Consider the following 22,523-nt stretch of genomic DNA (forward strand, 5'->3'; position numbering starts at 1 on the left):
CTGGTTCGATACGGGCACGGGTGAAGGCTGCGACACAGAGACAACCGGCATCGGCATATCGAGCGACTGGCTGGCGTTGGGTGCGTCAATGACCGGATTGATGCTTATGTTCCAGCGATCCGCTTTCGGTTCGCTCGGCGCTGGAAACAGCAGATTCTGCTCCACGCGATTGAGTGTATCGAACGTGGCGATGACCGAGCGGAGCGCAGGTTCTATGGCATTCACGCCATCGTTCGCAGCACTCACGCCGTAATGCTCCGGTGCGGTAGTCGACTCCGGCGGCGCCGATGCCGACGGCGGTGAAACGTAAGCATGATCGCCGTTGACGCTTACGTTGCGCATGATCTGCTCCAGATGGCCTTCCGGCAGATCGACCACCTGGCTGACGCCAAGCGGGCTGTCTGCGCGCAGCCCTGGGTTCGCGGCAAGAATCGAATGCACCGGAACGTTCAGCGCATTCGCCAGATCGTTCACCGTGCCGCCCATGGAGAGCGGAAACAGGATGGTCAAACCCTTGTCTTTCGGCCCTAGGCCTGGCAGGTCCAATGGGTTGCCGCTGACGATCGCTTGCAGGAACGAGTGGGGCATGGCTACACCATCAGGCAAGCAAGGTGGGGCTGATTTCCAGCGTACCGAGCTGGCTCTGTGCAAAACGTTCGATCAGTTGCGGCGCACCTTCCAACAGGCTGCGATAGGCCGTGCTCGAACGCGTATCGGCGCGCAGCTTCCAGCCGTTGCTGGTACGGCTCAGCCATAGTTCCGTGCCGGGCAGCAGGCCGTCCTTGAGCGTGATCATGATCTCGCGCGCCTGCGCCGCGCTGCGGCTGGTCGCATCGGGCACCAGCAGCTGCTTTACGTGGCGCTCGATCAGCTCGGCCAGCGCCGGCGCCATCGCGGCATGGCTGGGCGCCGGTTGCTGGGCGTCTTGCACGATCGACTGCTGCGCCATGTGCAAGGCTTGCAGGCCGATGTTCGCGCCAGCCTGGCCGTCGCCGCGATGATCATCCTGTTGGCTGTCGCTGGAACTGTCCTGATCCCGCGATGCCAACACCGGTGATTGTGCCCTGCCCTCGCTCAACTGGCGCTGCAGCAGATCGCGCAAGGCCTGTTCCTGGTCGGGTGGAAGTTCGTTGGCGTCGGCATCTTGGGTGTTTGCACCGCTGTCCACGTCGATGTCGACCGCGCTTTGCTCATCCGCGGCATGTTGCGCGGCGTCTTCCGACGATCGCTGCTTGCCATCCATCAATGCGCGGAAGCGCTGCACGTTTTCGTGCTCGCCGTTGAGCGCCTGCTTTGCATGGGCTTCGCGCGCACCATGCCGATGGGTCAACGCATGCGAAGTGGGTGACGGTGGCGTTGAAGATGGCATATGCATAGCAACCTCTGCATGGATTTACCGTATTCAGCTCCCTCCCCTACGTGCAGTAGGGGAGGGTTGGGTGGGTGAAGCCAGACTTGCGTTAAATCCAAGGCTTGTCGCAAGCGCACGCAACCCCACCCCGGCCCTCCCCTGCCATGCAGGGGAGGGAGTACGCACTCAGCGCAACGTTGTCCTTCGCAACATCAACTCCTCCAGATTGTGTTCTTCACGCAAGGCCTGCTGGCTCCGCGACTGCTGCAACCATTCCTGTTTCAATTCACCCAGCGCATCCACCTTGCTGTGCGCGCTTCGCCACGCGGTCGCAGCCACATCCAGCGCGGCTTCGGCTTCGGCGCATTCGCGCGAACGGCGTTCCAGCTCGTCGTGCCGCTGCACAATGAGCTGGTCCAGCCACGCCAGGTGGTGCTCGTGCCGGCGCATCGCCTCGGCCGTCGGTGTTCCCTGCTCGAACAGTTCCTTCCACGATGCATCGGCAAATTCCTGCCGCTGTTGCGCCGACTGTTGCCACTGCTGCAACGCCTCGACGCGCAGGTTTTCAGCTGCCTGCCACCGCTCGCGGCAAGCTTTCAGCTCCGACTCAAGCTTGCGCAGGCGGATGCCTCTGACCGTGCACAACGGTTCCAGCGGAAATTTGCGGGCGTTCATGCGCACACTCCCAGCAGCCGGTTACGCGTCGCGGTGAAGTCGGCGTGCTCGTGGGTGTCCTGCCGCAGCAACTGGTTGATCGCGTCGATGCGCGCGATGGCTGTGTCCGCATCGGCGTCACCGCCGGGTTTGTATTCGCCCAGCTGCAGCAGCATTTCGATCTCGCGGTACTTGGCCAGATACCGCCGCAGCGCACCGGCGGCACGTTGATGGGTTGGCGGCGTCACGCGCGGCATCAGGCGGCTGGCGCTGGCGAGCAGGTCGATCGCTGGATAATGGCTGGCCTGCGCCAACTTGCGCGAAAGATAGATGTGCCCGTCGAGGATCGATCGAACTTCTTCGGCGATCGGGTCGCTGCCGTCTTCGTCTTCCATCAGCACGGTGTAGAACGCCGTGATCGATCCCTTGTCGTTGGTGCCTGCGCGCTCGAACAGGCGCGGCAAGGCGGAAAACACCGAGGGCGTAAAGCCGCGCCGCGCCGGCGGCTCGCCCATGGCGAGGCCGACGTCGCGCAGCGCGCGTGCGAAACGGGTAACCGAATCCATCATCAGCAAGACGTTCATGCCGGTGCCGCGGAAGTACTCGGCAATCGCCGTGCCTAGCCACGCCACGCGGCTGCGTTCCAGCGCCGGACGATCGGAAGTGGCCACCACCAGCACGCTGCGTTTCAAACCTTCTTCGCCCAGGCTGTCATGCAGGAACTCGCCCACCTCGCGACCGCGCTCACCCACCAGCACGATCACGTTGACATCCGACTGCGCATTGCGCGCCAGCATGCCGAGCAAGGTGCTCTTGCCGCCGCCGGCCACCGCGAAGATACCGGTGCGCTGGCCGCGGCCGATCGTCAGTGCCGCATCGATTGCGCGCACGCCGGTGGGCAATGGCTCATCGATCGCCTGTCGCGTAAACGGATTGGGCGAATCGGCATACAGCGGCACCCGCTCGACGTTGACCAGCGGGCCAAGCCCATCCAGCGGATCGCCATGCGCGTCGATCACGCGGCCCAACAAACTCTGCCCGGCGGGCGCCGTCGCCTGCTTGCCGGTGGCGGTCACGATGGTGGCGGTGGAAATGCCTTCCAGCGGGCCGAGCGGCGTAAGCAAGGTTTGCTGCTGCGATACGCCGACCACTTCGGCCGGCATGCTGAAGCCGGTGTCGCCTTGTTCCAGCAGGCACAGTTCGCCGATCGCGGCGCGCACGCCGGTGGCGCGCACCAGGGTGCCGTAGGCTTCCGCGACACGGCCGACGTGCTGCAAGGTGTCGCGCCGGCTCAGCGCGCGCAGCAGCGGATCGTCACCGTCCGCAGACAGCAGGTTATCCGAGGTCCGTACGCTCACGGCGTCCTCCGGCAGTCTTCTCGGCGGCGGCAAGAATCACTCTCGCCTGCTCGAGCTGTTCATCGAAACCCGCACGCACGATGCCGCCGGCCGATTCGATGATGCAGTCGAAACGATCCAGGTTCGGATCGCCGATGATTTCGATATCCGGCGCAGCGGCTGCGCCCAATGCAGCCACTTCGCTGCGCGCCTGCGCCACGACGTCTGGATGAATGCGCACCAGCAAGTGTGGTTCGAACACCAGCTTTTGCATGGCTTCGGCCACCAGTGACGCAACCAGCCGTTCGGCGCCGATCGCCGGTGCGATGTGCTTGACCACGCCAATGGCGATATCGCCGGCGCGCTTGCGCAATTCGGCGGTGGCCGCAGCGCGTGCATCGACCAGCGCCTGCAGGGCCTCGGCGCACTCGCGCAGGCCAGCTTCGCGTCCTTCGACCAGTCCTTCGTGCCTGGCTTGCGCAAAGATCTGTTCGCGCTCGGCTTCGGCCCGGCGCAGCAAGGCATTGGCCTGCTCGACGATGCGCTGCGCTTCTTCGAGTGGCGTCCACGCTTCGGCCGGAATCACGCCGGCGGTGACGTACAGTTGAAAACGTTCGCGGTCGGCCACCCATGCGCTCATTGCAATGTTCCTTCGGCGATCGCAAGCGAAGCTTCGGCATCCAGGGTCTGCTGCTCGACCAGCAGCGCCGGCACGGCCGCCGCGGGAAGCCAGCATTCACCCTTTGCGCGGGTTGGCGCTTGCGCATAGGCAAGCGCGAGGCGCGCTGCAAGACTGGCGTGCCTGCGTTCGGCGTGGCCGAGAAATTCGATCTTGCCGCGCTCGTACACGGCGTCGCTCAACGCCTGCGTATCCCGGCCACAACGTTGCAGCACGGCATCGCCCATCTGGCGGATGACGTCAGGCGCCGCACCGGGCCAGGGATTCATGCCCTGCGCACGCCGCCAATTGTCGACGCCCAGCACGCCGCGCACGAACAGCACGGTGTTTCGCTCCACGATCATGCGCAACGCCGGGCCGAGTGCGATCGCGCCCAGCATCTGCGTGAACGTGTGCACGCGAACTTGCGGCCATTGCAGCCATGGCTCGTCGTCCAGCCATGGTTGCCATCGTTCGTGATCCGGTGCGAACACTTCCGGCGCGTTGCGCACGGCGGCGCGCGCCAGGTGTCGACGACCCAACGCAGAGTGCCGCGCCCGTTGCAGCAGCGGCTCGGGAAGATCGCCGCAGCGCAGCGGATGCACCGCATCGAGCAGTGCGCGTGCATGCTGCTGACGCAGGTGCGCCTCAACGTTCATGCGGCATGCTCGAACGAACCAGGGTGCGCGGACGTCCGCCCAACAAGGCGCCGCGGTTGCGCCACAGCAGCACGCAGGCGAGCAGCAACACCAGCACCGCGAAGCCCATCATCGCCAGCGAGGTCAGGTCTCGGCGCGGGAAGCCGGCAGTGGTTGCAGCGGCCGGCACTTCGGCCGGTGCGCGCTGGAAAAATTGCACGGTGACGCGGCTGGGATCGGTCAGGCCGTCGGTGCCGTTCATCACGGCCGCCTTGATATCCGGTGCACGCCCTTCGATGCCCGCGTTCGGGCGCGTGATCACCACCACCGAGGCCGAACCGCTCGGCGGCTTGTCGTCGATCGGGCTCTTATCCGGAATCGACAGGTACACATAAGCGTCGACCACGCCATCGAACTGACGCAAGGTATGGCCCAGTTGCTGTTCGCGCGCGTAGATGAAACGCTGCTTGTCTTCCTGCGGCGAGGAGACGAAGCCGTCCTTCTTGAAGATCTGGCTGATGCTGTCGATGCTCTGGTGCGGCAAGCCTTCGTCGCGCAGTATGGCCACCGCGGCCGGCATGTCGCGGCGATCCAGCACCACCTGCCAGCCTTCGCCGCGCTCGCCGGCGCGCTTGTCCGCATCGATGCCGTTGTTCAACAGCGCGGCGACCACTTCGTTTGCTTGTTGCTCGTCGAGCTTGTTGTACAGCACTTCACGCGAACAGCCGGCAAGCAGCCCCAATGCAAGCATCAGGGCCGCCACGCGCCAGACTTTGCCGATCGTCATGGCGTTACCTCAAGACTGTTGACGGAACAACTGCTGCACGCCGTCGGAACTGCGGTTGGCGACGTTGGAGGTCAATTCCGCCTGGAACACCATTTCCTGGCAGCGCATGGTCATGTCGATGATCTGACTCGGCGCCAGGTCGCGGCCGCTGGCACGCATGGAGTCGGCCAGCTGCCCAAGCTGCGTGGCGTGCACGTTGAGCGAATCGAACTGGTTCAGCACCGCCTTGATGCCGGCGGAAAGCTCCTGCGGCACCGGCGCCACCTGCTCGGTTTGATTCACGCCGGACGGCGCGGCATCGGCGAAGGTCTGGCGGAATTTCGCGATGTCATCCACGTGCGCGGGCGCGGTTGCGGAGGTTTGCGTCGCGGCGAAATCGGCGACGTTGACCATTTGAGTGGGGAGCACGTTCATGGGGATCTCCTTATGGCTGAAGTCGTTTTGAATTCATGACTGCACAGGGGCCTGTACCTGCTAACGCGCACTGGTTCAGCGCGTATCGTCATTCCGGCGCACGCCGGAATCCAGTTTGAATAGGCCGTGCGAAGCACACAAAACCCTTTTATGTCGTGTGCTGCGCACATCATCTTCACTGGATTCCGGCGTTCGCCGGAATGACGAGAGGAATGGTGAGCCTATGCGCAGACATAAACCCTCCAACCATCAGCCCTGCTTCTGACCCAAGGTATTCAACGCCTGGCCCACCGCATTGGTCGATGAAGACGCACTGGTCGACAGGAACTGCATCTTCAGGCTCTCCGCCGTGAGCTGGGTCAGCACCGACGGATTGTCCGAGCCGGTGTTGGCGCTGCCGGTTTGGCCGTTGACGTTCGCGTTGGAGCCGGCGCTCACCTGGTCGGACAAGGTGGTGACCTTGTTGGCCTGCTGGTCGAGCGCACTGCCCCAGGCCTTGGCCAGGGCTTCGAACCAGCTTTTCGATTGATCCGTGCTGACGGTCTGGCCGGCCGAGGCCGCGCCGTTGGCGATGACGGTATTGAGGAACTGGCTGTTGTTGCTTGCATTGATCGGGTTGCTGCTCATTGTCGTCTCCTGCCTGGTGATGGGGCTCACTGGTGGGCGGGCTCCGTGATATCGAAACGGCATGTCATGGCTGTTTCGAAATGGATTTGCCGTTTGCGGGCGGTTCTGCTTTGGCGACCGGTGGCGCAGGCGTGCCGTTGCCTGCCGCGGCCGGCAGCAGGCGCGCCATGTCGACCGAATCCATGTCGCCCAGCGGATGCGGCGTGGTGTATTGGTCGACCTTGTTCAGTTGCATATAGGTGTTGTCGGGCATGCGCACCAAAATGTTGTCGTCGCTGGTGACGCCCACGAAGATGCCGCCCTGCGGCAGCGCGCTGCCCGGGTAATAGCGCGACTGGTCGCGCGTCACTACGTAGCTGTCCTCGCCGCTGCTGACGTGCTGGATCAGCTTGCCTTGATCGAGCTTGGGCGCCTCCGGCTTGCGCTCGTCGAAATTGCGCAGCGCCAGGTTGAGGCCAACGTCGCTGTTGAGGTTTTGCATGTCGGTGGACCCGAGCACGTCCTTTTTCACGTGCTCGGCGTTATCCGGGTCGCCGAAATGGCCATCGACTTCGATCAGGCCCTGGTCCAGCAAGCGCGTCTCCACCGTGTAGCCGTGCATGCCGAAGATGTCCTTCACCTGCTTGGCGACGCTCGGCCAATCGCGCACCGCCAATTCGGAGGTCAAGCCGGCTTGGGAAAGCTTCTGCTTCAATTCGGGCAGTTGCGCGGCATTGCCTACCACGCCATGCACCACCAGTTGATGGCCGCCATCGACGCTGGCGGCGACGTGCATCAACGACATCTGATGCAGGATCTCGCGCGCCGTCTTCAACTGCTCTTCGGCGCTACGCGGCTGCACCGGCGAAGGATGGCTCACTTTCCAGCTGGCCATCAGCACGAATATGGCGAAGGCCAACAGCAGGCAGGCGATCGCCAGCACGCCGCGACGCCGGTTGATCAGCTGCTTGTCGGCGACGGTGGCAGCGCCCTGCCCGGCTGCATCGCCCAGGCTCAGCCAGCGTTCGCTCCAGTGCGGACCGACCGCGAACTGCACCTTGCCAAGCCGTACCATTGCGAAATGCTCGAGCGTGATGTTTTCGCCTTCCACGACATGCGCGCCTTGCGCCTCCACCTCGCCTTGCAGTGCGCGCAGCAGCACCTGGTCGCCCACCACCGTGAGCACGCAGTGGTGATCGCGGATATCGGCATCGCCCAGGATCAGGTCACAGTCGTCCGCCTGCCCGATCATCAGGATGCCGCGCTCGGGCAAGCGGAATTCTGCACCGGCGTGCACGCCGCTGAACACGCGCAAGCGCAACTGCACGCGTGGCGAGGCGCGTTCCACGCTGGGTGTTCGATGGGCGACTTGGCTGCTCATGGCTGTGCGAGGAACTCCATCAACGAATGCGTGGCGCGACCGTGGTGGTCGTGGTTACCGGCGGCTGCGGCGGAATCGGTGAAGGGGACGGTTGCGGCTGCGACGCCGGCGGTGGATTGTCGAAATGCCAGATGCCGGTCTTCTTCGCATCCTGGGCGTCGATCTGCTGCTGCGATTCGATCGTCACATTCGAGGAGCTCGGCGTTTCCTGGCCGGTGACGTGGTTGAGCGCGATCAGGCGTGGCGTGATCAGGAACAGGCGTTCGGTATGCTCGCGCTGTTTTTGCACGGTCTTGAACAGATAGCCGATCAGCGGAATGTCGCCGAGCACCGGAATCTTTTGCGTATTGTTGGTGCCCGTATCCTGGATCAGGCCGCCCACCAGCAGGCCCTGCCCGTCCTTGATCACCGCCTGCGTATTGACCGCGTTGTTGCTGACGATCGGATACTGCACGTTCTGCGCATCGGCCTTCGAATAGCTGATGTTGCCGTCGTCGATCTGCACCATCATGCGGATCTGCAGGCCTCCGTTCTCGGAAACCAGGTGCGGCGTCACGCGCAGCGTGGTGCCCGCCACCACGTTGTACAAATCGGAGTTGTAGGCACCCGACACCGGCACGTAGACGGTCTGGTTGCTCTGGATCACCGCCTCGGTATCGTTCATGGTGATCACTTGCGGATGCGTCACCACGTGCGTGACGCCATCGGCCTCCAGTGCGTCCACGTTGGCGATGAAATGACCCGGATCACCGAGGATGGCGCCGATCTGCCCGCCGCCGCCGAACAGACTGGCCAACGAAGACAGCGCCTGCCCATCTTTGCCGCCCAGCAAGGCGAGGGCCAGGGCGCTTTTCATTCCGCCCGCACCATCCGCGCTCGGCACGCCATTGGGGCCGTTGCTGGTGAAGCCCGCGGTGATGCCGTGGTTGCGGTAGAACCAGTTGACGCCCAGCGAGCGCGCCTTCTGCTTGTCCACGTCGATGATGGTGGCTTCGATCTCCACCATTTGCGGCGCCACGTCCAGTTGCCGGATCAGGTCGTCGTACATCGGCAGGCGGTCGGCGGTATCGCGCACGATGATCGCGTTGCGGAAACTGTCCGCGACGATGCGGCTATCGCCCTGCCCGCTGATGGCGCGCAGCGTGGTCGGCTGCGATGGCGTACCCGAGGTAGTGCTGGGGTCTTCGTCGTTGTTCTGCGCCGGCACCGTGTAATCGCCCAGCGGCGGTGGCGGCTGCTGGCCCATGCCGGCCAGCCCTTGCCCGCGCAGGCCGGGTTGGCGTGCCGAGATCAAGCGTTCGCGCGCGCCGCCGAAGGCATCGGCACCGCCACTGCCGACCAGCTCGCGCAACACCGTCGCCACACCCGGGACGAGCACTTGGCGATTGCCGATGGTGATGGTGTTGTCCGACGCCCATGCGTACTTCAGCGGATAGAACTTGAAGCGCATGGTCGGGTTCTGGCCAAGACCGGAAATGGTCTGCGCCATCTGCTTCACCTGGTCGACAAAGCGCTTGCTGCCGGTGATCGTCACCAATCCCGTGCTCGGCTCCAGCCGCCAGATGTCGCCGCTGGCGGCATCGGCCCAGTTCACGCTGGCCATGGCGGCCAGGAACTGCTGCTCCGCCGGCAGCGGCACGCTGGTGTAATCGGTCTGGCGTTCGGTGTTGAGATAGACATAGACGGCCGAACCGTCCCAATAAGCGAACAAGCCGTTGCTGTCGGCGACCTTGCGCCACACCTGCGCATAGCTGCCTTTGAAATCGCCGTTGAGCGTGCCTGAGCGCGCCGCGACCTGCGGGCTCATGACCACTTCCAATCCCTGGTCGTGAAAGAAATCCGGCAGGAATTCGTGCAAGGTCTTATCGGCGTGGATTTCGACCACGCCCTTCTTGAAAGGAATCGGCGATGCCAGCGCTGTCGTCGCGCCGAGCATCAAACTCGCAAGCAACAGCCAACCGCCGATACGCCGGCCGCATCCCGCATTCCACCCGCCCCTGATTTGTCGCGTCATGAATGTTTTCCACTCCAAGGAAATCCGCAGCTTCAAGCCACTAGTTGTCCAACCGGCACCAGACGCAGGTCGGGTACCAGTTCCTGATAAGAAAGCACGGGTATGTCGGCGTATTCGGCCTCCGTCAGCTTGCGCAGATGCCGGCGCACGTCGGTGGAGCTGAGCATCACCAGCGAGGCGCCGTGTTCACCGCCGGCGTAGTCGCCGATCTGCGCGAGCAGCCGCGCGGCAAGATCCGGCTCCACCGCCAGTTGCGCACCGGCTGGACCGTTGTGCACCGAACGGCGCAGACGCTCTTCCAGTTCGGGGCGCGCAACCAATACGCGCAGGACGTGATCGTCGTCGGCGTAGCGATAGCTGATATGGCGGCGCAGCGACATGCGCACATACTCGGCCACCAGCACGATGTCCTTCTCGCGGCTGGCGGCGTCGGTGATGGCCTCGAACACATCGCGCAACTGGCGGATCGGCACGCGTTCCTCCACCAGCCGCTTGAGCACGTCAGCGACGCGCTGCGGCGACACCACGCGCAGCATTTCGCGCACCAGGTCGGGATAGTCGCGGCTGAGGCCATTGGAAAGGTTGGAAGTTTCCTGGATGCCGACGAACAGCGACAAGTACCGCTCCAGTGCAAGCCGGATATGCGCGCGCAACATCTGCGGCGGTTCCAGCGCGAGTGCGCCATGCTTGCTGTCACGCGCCACCCAGCGGCCCGGAAAACCGGTAACACCCTCTTCCTTTACCAGCACGCCGTCGCCCTGTTTCTGCGCCGGCAGTGCCACGCGGCCGGGCAGGAACAGCGCTTCGGATTTCAACACGCCATAGCCGATGCGCACGCCATAGGCATACAGCGCGTAGCCGTGCTCGGGCAGGTTCAAGCCGGCGCGCAGCGCAGGCTTGGGCAACGGCACGCCATATTCCTCGCGCAAGCTGCCGACCACCTGCCGGAACAGGTTGCGCACCTGCGTGCTGCCCAGCGCCTGCAACGCCGACATGTTCACTTCCAGCAGCAAGGCCGGCGGCGGCATCAAGGCGTCGGTATCGGCCACGTCCGGCGGCAGCAGTTCGGCCTGGCTTTCCGGCACCTTGAACAGCTTGCGCAGCATGCCGACGCGCTCGCGCATGCGCCATGACGCCACGCCGACCAGCACGATGCCGATCGGCAGAAACACCAGCGCAGGAAAACCCGGCACCAGCATCATGCCCAGCGCGATGCAGCCGATGATCATCATCACGCGCGGTTCGCTGGAGATCTGCCGGGCGATCACCGCGCCGAGATTGCGATCCTCTTCGTCACCGGCGGTGCGCGTGACGATCAGGCCGGCGGAAATCGAGGCGAGCAAGGCGGGAATCTGCGCCACCAGGCCATCGCCGATGGTGAGCACGCTATACGTATGCATGGCATCGTCCAGGCTCATGCCGTGCATCAGCACGCCCACGCCCAGACCGCCGAGCAGGTTGATGATGATGATCACCATGCCGGCGATCGCATCCCCCTTGACGAACTTCATTGCGCCATCGAGCGATCCATGCAGCTGGCTTTCCACTTCCAGCAGGCGCCGGCGCCGGCGCGCCTCGTCTTTTTCGAGCAGGCCCGAGCGCAAATCCGAATCGATCGACAGCTGCTTGCCGGGCATCGCATCGAGCGAGAAGCGCGCGGCCACTTCGGCCACGCGTTCGGCGCCCTTGGCGACCACGATGAACTGCACCACCGTGATGATCAGGAACACCACCAGGCCGACAATCAGGTTGCCGCCCACCACCATGTTGCCGAAGGTATCGATGATCCGCCCGCCATCGGCGTTGAGCAGGATCGAGCGGGTGATCGCGATCGACAGCGCCAGGCGGAACAGCGTGGTCAGCAGCAGCACGCTGGGGAAGCTGGAAAACGCCACCGGCGCGGGAATATAGATGGCGACCAGCAGCAGGCCCACGCCGATGAGCATGTTCAAGGCGACCAGCGCGTCGATGCCGACCATCGGCAGCGGCAGGATCATCAGGCCGATGATCGCTACCACGCCGGCGACCAGCACCAGGTCGCTATAGCTGCGCGACCCGCCCATACTTGAGCCAAGCCGCGAAAGAATCGATTCCAGCGCCATCAGCGTGCATCCCTGCGCGCGCTGCGCAAACGCCGCCCTCGCCATGGCGGCGCGTGGGCATGCGTGCGAAGCGAAACATCGATGGCCAACACATGAAGCTCCGGCAAGCGAAAAAACGCAAACCGAGCGGCGCTCGCCACTCGAGTCCTTTCTTCTTGCCGCTGCCAACGCTCTAGCGATCCAAACGCATGGCCGACGCCCCCTGTCGGCAATCGGTGTTGGCGAACCTACCAGCGTTTATGCAAATCGAAACCTAGGGGCGACCCTAGGTTTTTTGTCCGGTCATACCAATGCAAAAAAGTATCGATCGAAACTTGTTCGAATTGGCTATTGCATCGCAGGCTACGCGTCCGTTTGGTCGCACTCGAAAAAAATCATCACGAAAATTTCATGGCGTTGTTGCTGATGTATCGGTTGCATGCAATTCAGCCAGGAGTTCGATTTTGCTCGGCGTTACGCCCAGCACAAGCCTGCGTCCTTGCGCATCGAGCACCACGACGCGTTCGCGCGTACCTACCGCCACCGCCTGGATCAGCTTGAGCGGACCACTGCCTGTGGAGGCCTTGCCGCGCTTGATCCACCACAGCATTGCGAGCATCGCCGCGGTGACCGCAATCAACGGCACCAGCAGACCGAGGAGCGAGGCGTCGTGCTCTGATGTATCCGCAGCGAACGCGGCACTTGGCAGAAATAGGGCGAACAGCACGTTGCATAGTAATTTCTTCATGGCATTATCCGGCTCCCGATAAAGACAGCGCGATGATTCATCCAGGTGAAACATATCATCGCAGGCTGTTGGAATAGCTTCATCGAAGTGTCACCCAGGTACCAAGCATCCGTCCCCGCGGATGCCGCATCGTCAAATAGCTACTGTCACTCCGGCGCGGCCGGACGATCATCAAGTTATTCATGGATAGGTGACTATGTCTGTGGCGCGAATCGAACGCAAAGAGGACCGCAGCAAGGATGGCCGCGCAGCAAGTACGCCCGACATGGAAGGACAGGCCTATGCGTTGATCGACGCGCTGCCGTGGCCGTGCATCGTATTCCAGCACGAGCCTGACACCACGCTGACATACAATGCCGCATTCCGCGCGGAGTTTCCCAAGCGCGCGTCGATCACCTCACGCGCGGCATTTGAACATACATTCGAACCAGCCGGCGCACAGGGCGGCGCGCGCATCTATTACGCGCCGGACACCCGCCGCTGGTATCGCATGGAAAGCCGCGAATTGGTACTTGACGGCCGCGCCGACGCGTTGTTCCTGATCAATATGAGCGAATGCATCGAAGTGCTGCGCCGGCACCGCGAACAGCATGAACAACTGCTTTCCACCTCGCGCATGATGAGCGTGGGCGAAATGGCCACCACGCTGGCGCATGAACTCAACCAGCCGCTGTCCGCGGCCATCAACTATCTCGCCGGCTGCGAGCAGCTCGTCAGCGCCGAGGCACAAGACAGCCGCCTGCGCCAGGGCATCCACCTGGCCAAGCGCCAGACCGAGCGCGCGGCACAGATCATCGGCAGCATCCGCGAATTCGTGCGCAGCCGCGAACCGCATCGGCAGAACCTGGATGCGCGCGCGCTGATCCAGGACGTGATCGAACTGCTGCGCCTGGAAGCTGAGCAGTACCAGGTGCTGATCGTCAGCACAATTGCGCACGACCTGCCGCCGATCTTCGCCGATCGCGTGATGATCGAGCAGGTGCTGCTGAACCTGATCAAGAACGCCATCGAAGCGATGCGCGAAACACCCCCTGCGCGCCGGCGCATCCAGCTAACGGCGCGCGTGGATTACGACGGGATGGTGGAAATCCGCGTCATCGACCAGGGCTGCGGCATCGACGAAAGCGGCATGCAGCAGCTGTTTACGCCGATGTACACCACCAAGCCGGATGGGCTCGGCATTGGCCTGGCGATCTGCCGCTCGATCATCGAATACCACGAAGGCCGCCTGTTCGCCGAACCGAATCCGGAAAACGGACAAGGCGCCGCCTTGGTGTTCACCGTGCCGCGAGGCCTGATGCAATGACTGCGGCGCTGGACACGCGCGTCTACCTGGTCGATGACCATCAGGAGTTCAGGCAATCCTGCATCTGGATTCTGGAGCAGGCCAACTTCCAGGTGCGTGACTTCCCAAGTGCGTTGACCTTGCTGAAAGACCTGGCGCGCGAAACGCCGCCGGCGCGTAGCTGCATCGTCAGCGATATCCGCATGCCCGGCATGAGCGGCCTGGAACTGCAGGGCGAGCTGTCGCATCGCGGCATGGCGCTGCCGTTGATCTTCGTCACCGGTCACGGCGATGTGCCATTGGCGGTGGATGCGATGCGCCATGGCGCGGCCAATTTCATCGAAAAACCGTTCGACGCTCCGCTGCTGATCGACGCCATCCAGACTGCGCTGGCCAATCACGCGCCGCAGACCGCATGTACCGCCCTCGCCCGTCTCACCCGCCGCGAACGGCAGGTGCTGGACGGCATCATGAGCGGCAAGCTCAACAAGGTGATTGCCGACGAACTGAACATCAGCCCGAAGACGGTCGAGCTGCATCGCTCCAATTTGATGGCCAAGCTGGGCGCCCACAACGTGGTGGAGCTGACCCGCGTGGTGCTGGGCCAGAGCTGAATGCTGCGCGATACGGCTCTCACCATGGATCGCGGCCCACTGCCTGGCGATGCGCGCGACAGCTTGAACGAAGCCGCGCGTGCGCTGCTGGCGCGCGGCAACGTGCTGCAGCAAGGCACGCTGCAGTTGCGCGCCGGGGTCGGCCAGCGCCAGGCCGCGGCGCTGACATGCGTGTGCATGGAAAGTGCGCAGGGACGCTTGCTGGCCGCCATCGAGCGCGAGCAGATCGTCAACCCGCTCGGTGACGCGCGCTGGCAAGATTACGCTGGCGACGCGCGCCTGCTCGCCTGGTCGCTGGCGCACGAGCCGATGCTCGAAGCGCTTGGCTGCGTGTTCGGTGGTGGTTTTGTCGCGACACGTTTTCTTGCTTCAGGCACAGAAACCGAATCACTATGGCTCAGGCTCGACTGGCAAGGCGAGGACGGCCAATCGCTGCAAGGCTGGCTGGGTCTTGATGCCGTGACGGCCCGGCTGTTGGCCGCATGCGCCGATTGGAAACGTGACCCGTCGATCTTGTCGATGCTGGGCGACGCCACCGCGTTGACGTTCGACCTGGTGCTGCAAGGACGCGCGCTCGATCCGGCGACCATTGGCGCGCTTGCTACCGGCGATGTCCTGCTGGTCAGCGAAGGCGCGCAATGCGATGCGCAACTCAAGCCCGAGGAGGACACCCAGCGCTGCATCTTCGGCCTTCCCGCTGGCTGGATGGTGCAGCGGCGGCAGGGACAATGGACGATTGCCGCAAGACCGCTGCTCTCGACCGCCAGCGATGCATCGCGCCTGCAGTTCCGCCTCGCGCAACTCAATTTAAGTCCTGAGCAGGTACATCAACTGCAGCCAGGCAACGTGCTCAATTACGACAGCGCGCTCATCGGCCATGCCGTCGAGATCCTGCTCGGCGAACGCCGCCTTGGCGCAGGCGTGCTGGTGGCGGTAGGCGAATGGCTGGGCGTGCGCGTGACGGATCGTGACATTCCACAGAAGGACGCTGCGCGTGGATTTCAGTAGCTTCTCGCCTGCCCTGATCATCACGGTTGTCGTCGCCCTGGCGCTGGCACCGTTTGTGGCGGTGATGGTGACCTCGTTCACCAAGATCGTGGTGGTGCTGAGCCTGCTGCGCAATGCGCTTGGCCTGCAACAGGTGCCGCCGAACGTAGTGCTCAACGGCTTGGCGATCATCCTGTCGGTGTACGTGATGAATCCGGTGATCATGGATACCTACCACAGCGTGCAGACGCAGATGAGCGCGCAGCCGGCGGGACCGATGACCATGGACAAGCTGGGCGTGATGGTGCAATCGGGCAAGGAGCCGCTGCGGCAGTTCCTGATCAAGCACAGCCATTCGGCCGAGCGCGATTTCTTCATGCAGAGCGCAAAGCGGCTGTTGCCGCCGGACCGGCAGCAGGAACTGACCGCCAATGATTACATCGTGATCATGCCCGCGTTCACGGTGAGCGAGCTGACGCAGGCGTTCCAGATCGGCTTCCTGCTGTTCCTGCCGTTCCTGGTGATCGACCTGGTGGTATCCAACATTTTGTTGGCGATGGGCATGATCATGCTCTCGCCCACGATGGTATCGCTGCCGTTCAAGCTGCTGCTGTTCGTGCTGCTCAGCGGCTGGGCCAAGTTGATCCACGGCCTCGTGCTCACCTATCAATAGGGGCGGCGCATGTACGATCAGGAAATCCAGCTTGCGCGCGAAGCCTTGTGGCTGGTGCTGGCCTTGTCGGCGCCGCCCATCCTTGCCGCGGCGATCGCCGGCCTGATCGTCGCGTTTCTGCAAGCTGCCACGCAGATCCAGGAACAGACCTTGCCCTATGCGGTGAAATTCGTGGTGGTGGTACTGGCCTTGTTCGCGACCGCGGCGATGCTCGGCGGTACTCTGTTCAAGTTCGCCGACCGCTTGTTCACCGACTTTCCCGGCATGCTGCGCTGATGGTGGCTTTTTCGGTCGATTATCTCGGCAACCAGCTCAACGGTATTGCGTTGACCTTGCCGCGCATCGTCGCCGCGTTCCTGGTGCTGCCGTTGATGACCGCCGAGACCGTGCCGTCCCTGGTGCGCAACAGCTTCTATGTGAGCCTGGCGATACTGGTCTATCCGCTGGCGGCAGCAGCCAGCCCCAGCACCACCATCATGACCGGCGCCACCTGGGTGCTGGTGCTCGGCAAGGAAATCTTCGTTGGCCTCTTGATCGGCTTCTGCTTCGGCACCGTGTTCTGGGCGCTGGGCGCCGCCGGCAGCGTGATCGATACGAAGGCGGGTTCGTCGATGTCGATGGACATGGACCCGATCGCCGGCCAGCAGACCACGATCACCGGCGTGTTCCTGATGCAGGTGGCGACCTGGCTGTTCATGGTCAGCGGCGCCTTCATGGTGTTCCTGGATCTGCTGATGTCCAGCTATGCGATCTGGCCCGTCGCAAGCATGCTGCCGCCGCTGCGCGCCGGCGGCATGGAATTCTTCGTCGGACAGTTCAATTATCTGATGACGGCGGTGCTGGTGTTCTCGGCGCCAGCCTTGGTGGTGATGTCGCTGGTAGACCTCGCGCTGGGCCTGGTCAACCGTTATGCGCAGCAACTGAACGTGTTCTCGCTGGCGATGCCGATCAAGTCGTGGCTGTCGAGCTGGGTGTTGCTGCTGGCGCTGGGGGCGATGATCGAGGTGGTGATGCGCAAGTTGTATGAGAACCGGGGGTTGTTGGTCGTGCTCAAGCGTATTTTGTAGCAGCGCGGCCTGGTCCCCTCCCCTACGTGTAGTAGGGGAGGATTAGGGTGCGTGAAGCAATCTCGCGCGGAATTCAAACAATGCCGCAAGCTCGTACTACCCCACCCCAGCCCTCCCCTACTCCGCAGGGGAGGGAGCGCATCGCGCATTAGCGCGGTAGATGAGGCTATTTACCATCCCGCGATTCCCGTATCGATTCCGCCCAACGCAACAACTCCGCCACCGCTTCGAAGAAATCGCCCGGCAGGTATTCGTCCACTTCCACCTTTTCGTATAAGCCGCGCGCCAAGGTGACGTTGCGCATGATCGGCACACCGGCCTCTTCCGCCGCCTGGCGAATCAACGCCGCTTCGTGATCTTCGCCCTTGGCCACGATCACCGGCAGATCGTCTTCGCCCTGCTCGTAACGGATCGCGATCGCCAGATGCGTGGGATTGGTCACCACCACGCTGGCCTTGCGTACGCTGGCCAAGGTGTTTTGCTGCGACCATTCCTGATGCAGCTGGCGGCGGCGGGACTTGATCATCGGGTCGCCTTCGTTTTCCTTGAGCTCCTGCTTGATCTCGCGCCGGCTCATTTTCATCTTCTTGTTGAAGGCGTAGCGCTGGTAGAACACGTCCAGCGCCGAGACGAAAAAGAACACGAAGATCACGCCGATTGCGAAACGCTTCACGGCGATCCACAGCGCCTCGCCCGTGCCTTCGGCCGGCACATACGGCAATTGCACGAACTGCCCGATGAAAGCGAACAGCACCCAGGCGAACAGGCCGATCAAGAGGCTGCTCTTGACCAGCGCCTTGATCACCTCCACCACGTTTTCCTGCGAAAAAAGGCGCTTGAGACCTTCGACCGGATTGAGCCGGCTGGCGTCCGGCTTGATTTTTTTCGGCGCAAATACCGGGCCTACCTGCAGGAATTCCACCAGCACACCGATCACCGCTGCACCCAGCAGCAGCGGCACCGTGAGCCACAGGAACGCCGCGCAGGTCGCCCAGCCGATATCGTGCAGCGCCTGATCGAAAGGCCGGTCCAGGCCGTGGATGACCGTGTCGAACAGGCCGCTCAAGCGCGCACGGATCAAGGGCAGGCCCGTCATCACCATCAATAGCCAGGCCAGCACCAGGGTGGTGCTGGTCAGCTCGCGGCTTTTGGAAACGTCGCCGTCCTTGCGCGCGTCGCGCAAGCGTTTGGCGGTGGGTTTTTCGGTGCGATCGCCGCTGTCCTTGTTCTGCCCCGCCATGCCTCACCTGGTCGACGCCGTTACATGCCACGGCAGTGTGCGCCCGGCCGTCCTGGGCGGCCACCTAGGGAATCCCCCAGCTTTCGTGCGGCGGCCGCAGGCCTAGACTTGTCGCATACACGCAACCGAAGCCAAGCGCCATGAACGTTACCGAGCTTTCATCACGCTTGCCGCCTGCCGGGGCGGAGGCGACTGCGATCCAGACGGCAGACGGCCTGAGCGTTTCGGCGCAGCTGCATGCGGCCGCCGGCAATCAGTTGCTGGGACTGGACGTGTGGGCCGGCGCCAGCGCGGCCGACCGCATGCTGAGCGTGCATATCGGCCTCGATGCGCCCGCCGCGACGCGACTTGATCAGCTGGTCAACCATATTCTTGCGCCGCTCGGCTGAGGCTGGCCGCCGACCGCGCGCATGAGCGTCGAGTTGCAAACACTGGCCGAACCCTTGCTGGAAACCACCCGCCGCCTGGTGGCGGCGCTGCAGCGCGAACCCTCGGTTGAGTTGCGGCTTGCGTTGGCCAAACGCGTGGTGCGGCAGTTGGGCGACGAGGCGTATCCGGTTTTCCTGAAGATGCTGTTGATTGTTGCGGAGAGCGAAGACGCGGTCGCGAAACAATGCGTGGCCGACCTGCTCGCCGCCGCGGCGCAACGGATGGATCTTCCTTCCGGCCCCTTGAGCGGATGGGGCAGTTCCTTTCGCAGCGCCGCCGACGATGCGCCCTCTCCCGCCGGCTCGATGAATCGCCGCCGCCTGCTTGGGCCGATCGAATATCTCACCGTGTGGTATTGCCAGCAGACCCAGCGCCCGATGCTGGACCAGGCGTTGTACGCCGACGCCATGCGCAAGCTGCTGGCGCTGTTCGAACTCAATCCGCAGCTGCGCGCGTTCTACGCCAGCAAGCTGAGCGCCGAAGTCGGCACCGAACTGGAAGGCACATACACCTGCGATACGCGCGATATTCTCGGCCGGCTTGCGCAGCGTTGGCAGCAAGCGGACAGCACGCCGGAGGACATCGTGCAGGCGGTCATTCGCGGTACTGCGCCGACTGCGCCCATGCCGGCGGGATGGATCGTGCATCAGCTTTGATTTTTATAAGCGACGTTGAGCGCGTAGAGTTTGTTGCTTGCGCAGTCAGCTCCCTCCCCTGCGTAGTAGGGGAGGGTCGGGGTGGGGTAAGGCAACCTCGCGATAAAGTCGTGTGTGCGGCAAGCCCATGCAACCCCACCCCAGCCCTCCCCTACTGCGCAGGGGAGGGAGTACGTCACGGCAAGAATTTAGTAATCGCCATTCAATGCGCCGCAGCCGGCTTACGTTCCCGCCACGTCGCTGCATCCAGCACATAGCGGTGCGCCATCTGGCCGCGATGCTCGCACAATCCCAGATGGCGAAAACCAAAATGCAGCATGATCCGCTGCACGCGCCGCTGATCCGGATGGCAGTAGCCGAACAAGCGCGGCAGGCCCACGTTGTCGAACGCCTGCCGGCACAGCAGATGCGTGCCCTCGATCGCATACCAGCGGCCCCGGGTTTCGGGCTTCAGCCGCACGTGAAGCTCCACTTCCGCGCTTCCCGCAATCGGCAACAGCGAAAAAAGGCCGATGAATGCGCCATCCAGCGTATTCGCGCGCCATGCGCCCAGGCCGCGCGCATGGGCATAAAGCCGCTGCGCGCACGCCACGATGGCGGCGACGTCGATAAAGCGCGTGGGGCTTTCCATCAGCAGCGGATGCATGCCGGTCTGGGCGAACAGGCTGCTGAGCAGGGGGATATCGTCGTAGCTCAGCTCGCACAGACGCATGCGCCGCGATTGCGGTAATGCGTTGCGTGCCGCGCGAGGGCTGGCGTGGTGCGCTTGCTCGAGCGCCAACGGGATTTCTGGTTGGTATGGTTCCGGCGCCATGACCCTGCTTCCCCCTGGCTTGCTCGATGGGGCCATTACGCCTCGAACCAACGATATTGCCTAGCTGGGAATTTCCCTAGGCACCACGGCCGCAATTCCATTGCCCGAGTCATGTATGCGACACTCTCGCCGCCAGGGATTTTGAACAGGGAGATGTGATGCGGCGTGCGTTTTTTTCATTAGCTTTGACGCTGCTGGTTTTTGTGCCAGCCATTGCAAGCTGCCAAGGTCATCTGGAAACTTTCAAGATTTCCGAAGACAAGTTTTTTTCCAGTTACCGCCCGGTGTTGATCGATTATCTGCGCACCCAGCATGTTCATGCTGAGACTAAGGCCTGCATCCTCGGCGAAAAGGACAGCGGCGGCGCGTTGTTCGCCTGGGTTATCTGGCCGGCCGGTCACCGGATCATCTTGTGGGAAGACGGCGTAACCGCGCTAGAGCGGTCCAGACGCCTGCTCGACCTGAACAAAGACGTCGTCGCCACCGACGCCGACATCCATGGCAGTGATTATCTCGTCACCCGGCAATGGGTCGAGGATCAAAAAGACAAATGCAGCAAGGAAGGGCTCAGCGTGGACATCAAGCCCTCAGAACTTGAATAACGCCCTCCACCATCACACGACAGACGGAACTGAAGATGATTGCTTTGCCAGACGAGTCAAGCAACGCCGGCGTGGAAACGCGTGTTTTGTTGGCGGAATGCCGTGGTCCGGCGGCGCGTGATTACACTTTCGCCGCCGCCACCGAAGCCATGCAATTAATGGACGTGATTTTGCGCAACCGCCTGAAAAATCCTGGACCATTCCTGGCGCGCGGTGCTACCGATATTGCCGGCATCGTCCGGGCACACGGGCAATTCGCCGGCTTTGAAACCTATCCGAAATACAGTGCCATGATTCGCGCGAATATTCAGGATGCCCTGAATATCGCCAATGATCCGAAAGATTCCCGGTCGGGAACATACGCCGAATTCATCAACAAGGCCATCGAGATCGCCAAGTCGGTGCGCTATACCGATCCTTCGCCCGGCACGCTGGTCGCCTGGCGTACCAGCGGCAGCGCGTCTCCCGGAAGAGCGTTCAAGTTTTACAAGAAGGTGCTGGGGAACGACTTCTATTACCAATAGGCTCCGGTAGCCTCATCCAACGCTCAATCAGCCGTTGGCACGTAATCCTCATCACCGATATGCAGCAGCTTCTCGCCATCGGCGTAGAAAAACAGCTGCGCTTCGCTGCCGTCGTCGTAGCGCAGGTCGATCGAATAATCGTGTACGCGATAATGTCCGGCGCGGTCAGCATTCGAAACGGTGGATGCGCCGGGCGCTACCAGTCCGCTGCTGCTTCCAGCGATGAAGTGGCCGTCGGGGTAGAAGCGATAGTTATCGCTGCGCATGAAAGAGGCTTGCCCACCGCCGGCGATAGTGCCGCCGCCGCCCACATGCTTGAAGCTGCCCTGTAGCGGCATGCCCGCAGCGGCGGGCGGCACGCATTGCGCGCTCGGCATCGGGTTGTGGCCGGGGATGTTGAGCGTCTTGTTGTTGCCCTGCTGTGTCCAGCTTCCCCAGCGATCGGCTTCGCTTTGACGCGATGCGACCGGATCGATGATGTCGGGCGCGAGCTTCGGGTTTGCATACGCACTGCCATCCTTCAGTAAAAGATAAGGACGCCAGACCGGCAGGCGCATGCCGCCCACGCCGGTCTTGAAGGTTTTCGCAAGGCAGACGCCATCGACATTGCTGGCGCCGATGGTTGCGGCCTGCGCATGCAATGAGGGCAACATCAGTGCGATGGCCATCGAGAATGCAAAGCAGCGCGGGAAGCATGTGAGCATGAAGGCCTCAAAGTCGCTGGGCCCCGGCGTTCGCCGGGGCGACGGAAGTTTCGCTGCGAATCCAACAAAAGAAGGCCGGGACACCGTGAGGTATCCCGGCCCCTGGTTTTTCTGCCATCGATTACTGCTTGCGAGCCATGGAATCCAGCGCTTCGCCCATGGTCTTGATGACGTTGTTGACGGCATCCATGAACTGCGCGAATTCCTGCGCCTTCGCGCTCAATTGGGTGGTTTGGCCGGGATTGTCCGCATTCACGCT

26 protein-coding genes are annotated in these 22,523 nt (G+C 63.0%); 10 read left to right on the plus strand and 16 right to left on the minus strand.

Translation table 11 applies throughout. From position 1 onward, the window contains the following. The 13 genes from ACTHNE_RS20250 to ACTHNE_RS20310 all read right to left on the minus strand — a co-directional run. Positions 1–588, minus strand: a 588-nt coding sequence (locus tag ACTHNE_RS20250; RefSeq protein ID WP_440270166.1) for a hypothetical protein, incomplete at its 3' end; no start/stop codon positions are given. A gap of 10 nt (positions 589–598) precedes the next feature. Then, positions 599–1,369, minus strand: coding sequence for a type III secretion HpaP family protein (locus tag ACTHNE_RS20255; protein ID WP_324947442.1), 771 nt, complete (start codon positions 1,367–1,369; stop codon positions 599–601). A gap of 168 nt (positions 1,370–1,537) precedes the next feature. Further along, positions 1,538–2,026 (minus strand): hypothetical protein, encoded by a 489-nt coding sequence (locus ACTHNE_RS20260; protein WP_324947444.1) that lies wholly within the window; start codon positions 2,024–2,026, stop codon positions 1,538–1,540. After that, positions 2,023–3,363, minus strand: coding sequence for a FliI/YscN family ATPase (locus ACTHNE_RS20265; RefSeq protein ID WP_324947446.1), 1,341 nt, complete (start codon positions 3,361–3,363; stop codon positions 2,023–2,025). Before ACTHNE_RS20265 ends, ACTHNE_RS20260 begins: the two co-directional genes overlap by 4 nt. Continuing rightward, on the minus strand, positions 3,341–3,982 hold the full coding sequence (locus ACTHNE_RS20270) for a FliH/SctL family protein (protein ID WP_324947448.1): 642 nt from the start codon (positions 3,980–3,982) through the stop codon (positions 3,341–3,343). The genes ACTHNE_RS20265 and ACTHNE_RS20270 overlap by 23 nt, the downstream gene beginning before the upstream one ends. Continuing rightward, a complete protein-coding gene (locus ACTHNE_RS20275) occupies positions 3,979–4,659 on the minus strand; it encodes a hypothetical protein (RefSeq protein WP_440270167.1) in 681 nt (226 codons plus the stop codon). Before ACTHNE_RS20275 ends, ACTHNE_RS20270 begins: the two co-directional genes overlap by 4 nt. Beyond that, positions 4,649–5,425 (minus strand): type III secretion system inner membrane ring lipoprotein SctJ, encoded by a 777-nt coding sequence (gene sctJ / locus ACTHNE_RS20280; protein ID WP_440270168.1) that lies wholly within the window; start codon positions 5,423–5,425, stop codon positions 4,649–4,651. Before sctJ ends, ACTHNE_RS20275 begins: the two co-directional genes overlap by 11 nt. A 9-nt stretch (positions 5,426–5,434) precedes the next feature. After that, positions 5,435–5,839 (minus strand): hypothetical protein, encoded by a 405-nt coding sequence (locus ACTHNE_RS20285; protein WP_324947454.1) that lies wholly within the window; start codon positions 5,837–5,839, stop codon positions 5,435–5,437. A 249-nt stretch (positions 5,840–6,088) separates the two neighbouring features. Continuing rightward, on the minus strand, positions 6,089–6,466 hold the full coding sequence (locus ACTHNE_RS20290; RefSeq protein WP_324947456.1) for a hypothetical protein: 378 nt from the start codon (positions 6,464–6,466) through the stop codon (positions 6,089–6,091). Positions 6,467–6,530: 64 nt separating this feature from the next. Beyond that, complete coding sequence (sctD, locus tag ACTHNE_RS20295) at positions 6,531–7,826, minus strand: type III secretion system inner membrane ring subunit SctD (RefSeq protein ID WP_324947458.1); 1,296 nt, start codon at positions 7,824–7,826, stop codon at positions 6,531–6,533. Between the two features lie 19 nt (positions 7,827–7,845). Beyond that, positions 7,846–9,840: a type III secretion system outer membrane ring subunit SctC gene (sctC, locus tag ACTHNE_RS20300; protein WP_440270169.1), complete on the minus strand. Its 1,995-nt coding sequence runs from the start codon at positions 9,838–9,840 to the stop codon at positions 7,846–7,848. Positions 9,841–9,872: 32 nt separating this feature from the next. After that, positions 9,873–11,987 carry a type III secretion system export apparatus subunit SctV gene (gene sctV / locus ACTHNE_RS20305; RefSeq protein WP_324947462.1) on the minus strand — a complete coding sequence of 705 codons (2,115 nt, stop codon included), beginning with the start codon at positions 11,985–11,987 and terminating at the stop codon, positions 9,873–9,875. A 343-nt stretch (positions 11,988–12,330) separates the two neighbouring features. Further along, a complete protein-coding gene (locus ACTHNE_RS20310) occupies positions 12,331–12,669 on the minus strand; it encodes a FliO/MopB family protein (RefSeq protein ID WP_324947464.1) in 339 nt (112 codons plus the stop codon). A gap of 196 nt (positions 12,670–12,865) precedes the next feature. Here ACTHNE_RS20310 and ACTHNE_RS20315 point away from each other — a divergent pair, with 196 nt between their 5' ends. The 6 genes from ACTHNE_RS20315 to sctT are packed head-to-tail and all read left to right on the plus strand — an operon-like array spanning position 12,866 to position 17,295. After that, entirely contained in the window at positions 12,866–13,975 is a 1,110-nt protein-coding gene (locus ACTHNE_RS20315; protein ID WP_324947466.1) for a sensor histidine kinase, read from the plus strand. After that, complete coding sequence (locus tag ACTHNE_RS20320; RefSeq protein ID WP_324947468.1) at positions 13,972–14,568, plus strand: response regulator transcription factor; 597 nt, start codon at positions 13,972–13,974, stop codon at positions 14,566–14,568. Before ACTHNE_RS20315 ends, ACTHNE_RS20320 begins: the two co-directional genes overlap by 4 nt. Positions 14,569–14,592: 24 nt before the next feature. Then, positions 14,593–15,576 (plus strand): FliM/FliN family flagellar motor switch protein, encoded by a 984-nt coding sequence (locus ACTHNE_RS20325; protein WP_324947471.1) that lies wholly within the window; start codon positions 14,593–14,595, stop codon positions 15,574–15,576. Next, a complete protein-coding gene (gene sctR, locus ACTHNE_RS20330) occupies positions 15,563–16,228 on the plus strand; it encodes a type III secretion system export apparatus subunit SctR (RefSeq protein WP_324947473.1) in 666 nt (221 codons plus the stop codon). The genes ACTHNE_RS20325 and sctR overlap by 14 nt, the downstream gene beginning before the upstream one ends. Before the next feature lie 9 nt (positions 16,229–16,237). Continuing rightward, on the plus strand, positions 16,238–16,504 hold the full coding sequence (gene sctS / locus ACTHNE_RS20335; protein ID WP_324947475.1) for a type III secretion system export apparatus subunit SctS: 267 nt from the start codon (positions 16,238–16,240) through the stop codon (positions 16,502–16,504). Continuing rightward, positions 16,504–17,295 carry a type III secretion system export apparatus subunit SctT gene (gene sctT, locus ACTHNE_RS20340; RefSeq protein WP_324947477.1) on the plus strand — a complete coding sequence of 264 codons (792 nt, stop codon included), beginning with the start codon at positions 16,504–16,506 and terminating at the stop codon, positions 17,293–17,295. The genes sctS and sctT overlap by 1 nt, the downstream gene beginning before the upstream one ends. 166 nt (positions 17,296–17,461) lie before the next feature. Here the strand turns inward: sctT and sctU are convergent, their stop codons facing one another. Beyond that, a complete protein-coding gene (gene sctU / locus ACTHNE_RS20345) occupies positions 17,462–18,535 on the minus strand; it encodes a type III secretion system export apparatus subunit SctU (protein WP_324947478.1) in 1,074 nt (357 codons plus the stop codon). 140 nt (positions 18,536–18,675) lie between these two features. Between sctU and ACTHNE_RS20350 the strand changes: the two genes are divergently transcribed. Together ACTHNE_RS20350 and ACTHNE_RS20355 are read left to right on the plus strand one after the other, a co-directional pair. Then, complete coding sequence (locus ACTHNE_RS20350; protein WP_324947480.1) at positions 18,676–18,924, plus strand: hypothetical protein; 249 nt, start codon at positions 18,676–18,678, stop codon at positions 18,922–18,924. A 21-nt stretch (positions 18,925–18,945) separates the two neighbouring features. Next, on the plus strand, positions 18,946–19,620 hold the full coding sequence (locus ACTHNE_RS20355; RefSeq protein WP_324947482.1) for a hypothetical protein: 675 nt from the start codon (positions 18,946–18,948) through the stop codon (positions 19,618–19,620). Positions 19,621–19,822: 202 nt separating this feature from the next. Here ACTHNE_RS20355 and ACTHNE_RS20360 read toward each other — a convergent pair whose 3' ends face one another. Then, positions 19,823–20,434 carry a GNAT family N-acetyltransferase gene (locus tag ACTHNE_RS20360; protein WP_324947484.1) on the minus strand — a complete coding sequence of 204 codons (612 nt, stop codon included), beginning with the start codon at positions 20,432–20,434 and terminating at the stop codon, positions 19,823–19,825. Positions 20,435–20,592: 158 nt separating this feature from the next. Here ACTHNE_RS20360 and ACTHNE_RS20365 point away from each other — a divergent pair, with 158 nt between their 5' ends. Then, positions 20,593–21,036: a hypothetical protein gene (locus ACTHNE_RS20365; RefSeq protein WP_324947486.1), complete on the plus strand. Its 444-nt coding sequence runs from the start codon at positions 20,593–20,595 to the stop codon at positions 21,034–21,036. Between the two features lie 35 nt (positions 21,037–21,071). Further along, the gene (locus tag ACTHNE_RS20370) at positions 21,072–21,560 is read left to right on the plus strand and encodes a hypothetical protein (RefSeq protein WP_324947488.1); all 489 of its coding nucleotides are present in this window, start codon (positions 21,072–21,074) and stop codon (positions 21,558–21,560) included. A 23-nt stretch (positions 21,561–21,583) separates the two neighbouring features. Here ACTHNE_RS20370 and ACTHNE_RS20375 read toward each other — a convergent pair whose 3' ends face one another. Further along, complete coding sequence (locus ACTHNE_RS20375) at positions 21,584–22,228, minus strand: hypothetical protein (RefSeq protein WP_324947490.1); 645 nt, start codon at positions 22,226–22,228, stop codon at positions 21,584–21,586. Positions 22,229–22,523 lie beyond the last annotated feature (295 nt).

Origin of the sequence: Dyella sp. (genome assembly GCF_051954575.1) — a bacterium.
Taxonomy (GTDB): Bacteria; Pseudomonadota; Gammaproteobacteria; order Xanthomonadales; family Rhodanobacteraceae; genus Dyella_B.

Excerpts from the sequence above, each read along its gene's own strand:
- sctV (WP_324947462.1), bottom strand. The coding sequence starts at position 11,987 with ATGGCGAGGGCGGCGTTTGCGCAGCGCGCGCAGGGATGCACGCTGATG.
- sctS (WP_324947475.1), top strand. The coding sequence starts at position 16,238 with ATGTACGATCAGGAAATCCAGCTTGCGCGCGAAGCCTTGTGGCTGGTG.
- ACTHNE_RS20290 (WP_324947456.1), bottom strand. The coding sequence starts at position 6,466 with ATGAGCAGCAACCCGATCAATGCAAGCAACAACAGCCAGTTCCTCAAT.
- ACTHNE_RS20350 (WP_324947480.1), top strand. The coding sequence starts at position 18,676 with ATGAACGTTACCGAGCTTTCATCACGCTTGCCGCCTGCCGGGGCGGAG.
- ACTHNE_RS20355 (WP_324947482.1), top strand. The coding sequence starts at position 18,946 with ATGAGCGTCGAGTTGCAAACACTGGCCGAACCCTTGCTGGAAACCACC.
- ACTHNE_RS20275 (WP_440270167.1), bottom strand. The coding sequence starts at position 4,659 with ATGAACGTTGAGGCGCACCTGCGTCAGCAGCATGCACGCGCACTGCTC.
- ACTHNE_RS20375 (WP_324947490.1), bottom strand. The coding sequence starts at position 22,228 with ATGGCCATCGCACTGATGTTGCCCTCATTGCATGCGCAGGCCGCAACC.
- ACTHNE_RS20360 (WP_324947484.1), bottom strand. The coding sequence starts at position 20,434 with ATGGCGCCGGAACCATACCAACCAGAAATCCCGTTGGCGCTCGAGCAA.
- ACTHNE_RS20255 (WP_324947442.1), bottom strand. The coding sequence starts at position 1,369 with ATGCCATCTTCAACGCCACCGTCACCCACTTCGCATGCGTTGACCCAT.
- ACTHNE_RS20315 (WP_324947466.1), top strand. The coding sequence starts at position 12,866 with ATGTCTGTGGCGCGAATCGAACGCAAAGAGGACCGCAGCAAGGATGGC.
- ACTHNE_RS20365 (WP_324947486.1), top strand. The coding sequence starts at position 20,593 with ATGCGGCGTGCGTTTTTTTCATTAGCTTTGACGCTGCTGGTTTTTGTG.
- sctU (WP_324947478.1), bottom strand. The coding sequence starts at position 18,535 with ATGGCGGGGCAGAACAAGGACAGCGGCGATCGCACCGAAAAACCCACC.
- ACTHNE_RS20270 (WP_324947448.1), bottom strand. The coding sequence starts at position 3,982 with ATGAGCGCATGGGTGGCCGACCGCGAACGTTTTCAACTGTACGTCACC.
- sctJ (WP_440270168.1), bottom strand. The coding sequence starts at position 5,425 with ATGACGATCGGCAAAGTCTGGCGCGTGGCGGCCCTGATGCTTGCATTG.
- sctC (WP_440270169.1), bottom strand. The coding sequence starts at position 9,840 with ATGACGCGACAAATCAGGGGCGGGTGGAATGCGGGATGCGGCCGGCGT.
- ACTHNE_RS20260 (WP_324947444.1), bottom strand. The coding sequence starts at position 2,026 with ATGAACGCCCGCAAATTTCCGCTGGAACCGTTGTGCACGGTCAGAGGC.
- sctT (WP_324947477.1), top strand. The coding sequence starts at position 16,504 with ATGGTGGCTTTTTCGGTCGATTATCTCGGCAACCAGCTCAACGGTATT.
- ACTHNE_RS20285 (WP_324947454.1), bottom strand. The coding sequence starts at position 5,839 with ATGAACGTGCTCCCCACTCAAATGGTCAACGTCGCCGATTTCGCCGCG.
- ACTHNE_RS20325 (WP_324947471.1), top strand. The coding sequence starts at position 14,593 with ATGGATCGCGGCCCACTGCCTGGCGATGCGCGCGACAGCTTGAACGAA.
- ACTHNE_RS20310 (WP_324947464.1), bottom strand. The coding sequence starts at position 12,669 with ATGAAGAAATTACTATGCAACGTGCTGTTCGCCCTATTTCTGCCAAGT.
- sctD (WP_324947458.1), bottom strand. The coding sequence starts at position 7,826 with ATGAGCAGCCAAGTCGCCCATCGAACACCCAGCGTGGAACGCGCCTCG.
- ACTHNE_RS20320 (WP_324947468.1), top strand. The coding sequence starts at position 13,972 with ATGACTGCGGCGCTGGACACGCGCGTCTACCTGGTCGATGACCATCAG.
- ACTHNE_RS20370 (WP_324947488.1), top strand. The coding sequence starts at position 21,072 with ATGATTGCTTTGCCAGACGAGTCAAGCAACGCCGGCGTGGAAACGCGT.